Origin of the sequence: Marinobacterium sp. MBR-111 (assembly GCF_040547585.1) — a bacterium.
Lineage (GTDB): Bacteria > Pseudomonadota > Gammaproteobacteria > Pseudomonadales > Balneatricaceae > Marinobacterium > Marinobacterium iners.
In genome coordinates this window covers 1-1,380 of record NZ_JBEPQA010000081.1, presented here as the reverse complement: position 1 = coordinate 1,380, position 1,380 = coordinate 1, and the positions used below count along the sequence as shown (strand labels likewise).

Annotated in this window: 1 protein-coding gene; it reads left to right on the top strand. The window is 57.1% G+C overall.

The features are described from left to right. Positions 1-97 precede the first annotated feature (97 nt). Complete coding sequence (locus ABIE61_RS18795; protein ID WP_354412416.1) at positions 98-1,351, top strand: IS256 family transposase; 1,254 nt, start codon at positions 98-100, stop codon at positions 1,349-1,351. Positions 1,352-1,380: the final 29 nt, after the last annotated feature.

Genomic DNA, 1,380 nt, shown 5'->3' with positions numbered 1-1,380 from the left:
GAGTTATGGTGATTTCTGGTGTACGGGGAAATAGGAGGATGGCGTATCCTGTTGATTGATCACGACCAAGATCTCAATCAACAGAAGGTGATACGCCATGACCAAGTCTACCCTGAGAGCTCTTTCACAACCAGAAGAACGGGTGACAGACCCGCTGACTGAGTTGCTTCGCAATGGTGCCCGAGAACTGATCGCACAGGCCGTTGAAGCTGAGCTCCAGGTGTTGCTGGAGCAGCATGCTGAACATCGGCTACCGGATGGTCGCAAGGCTGTCGTGCGCAATGGCTATTTGCCAGAGCGCACTGTCCAGACGGGTATCGGCGATGTCGAGATCAAGGTGCCAAAGGTCAGGGATCGTAGCGGTTCCGGCGTCCGCTTCAACAGCTCTCTGTTGCCGCCGTACCTGAAGCGCGCCCGGAGTGTCGAGGAGCTGCTGCCCTGGCTGTATCTGAAGGGCGTGAGTACGGGCGATTACCAGGATGCGCTGTCTGCGTTGCTGGGCGATCAGGCCAAGGGGCTTTCCGCCAACACCATTAGTCGATTGAAGCAGCACTGGATTGACGAGCACCGCGGCTGGTGTCAGCGTGATCTGAGCCAGAAGCGGTATGTGTACTGGTGGGCAGATGGTGTCTACAGCAACGTCCGTATGGATGATCGTCTCTGCCTGCTGGTGATCATCGGTGTCACAGAGCACGGCCGCAAGGAGTTAGTCGCCGTTGAAGACGGTTATCGCGAGTCAGAAGCCAGCTGGTCAGAGCTGCTGCTGGGCCTGCGTGAACGAGGTCTGACGACGAGTCCTAAGCTGGCGGTCGGAGACGGTGCCCTTGGGTTCTGGAAAGCGCTGGCCAAGTGTTACCCTGATACCCGTCATCAGCGCTGCTGGGTGCACAAGACAGCCAATATCCTGTCTGCTCTGCCGAAGTCTGTTCAACCCAAGGTGAAGGCTGCGCTGCATGATATCTGGATGGCAGAAACACAGGACGATGCGCACAAGGCCTTTGACCGGGCGCTGGTTCGCTTCGAGTCGAAGTATCCCGGAGCCATGGAGCGCCTGCGCAAGGATCGGGATGAGCTGCTGACGTTCTACGACTTCCCGGCAGAGCATTGGGTTCATATCCGGACAACCAATCCGATCGAATCCACGTTCGCGACTGTCCGGCTGAGAACCAAACGAGCGCGGAACTGCGGCTCGCGCGAGACCACGCTGGCGATGGTCTACAAGCTGCTGGGGTCAGCGCAGAAGAACTGGAAGCGGATCAAGGGATTTAATCTGCTGACCCTCGTGGTCAACAATGTGAAGTTCAAGGACGGCGAACAAGTACAGGATCAATCAGACAGGAATGCGGCCTGATGCCGTACACCAGATTTGACAATAACTCC

Bases quoted from the DNA above. Each gene is read 5' to 3' on its own strand.
- ABIE61_RS18795 (WP_354412416.1), top strand. From the start codon at position 98: ATGACCAAGTCTACCCTGAGAGCTCTTTCACAACCAGAAGAACGGGTG.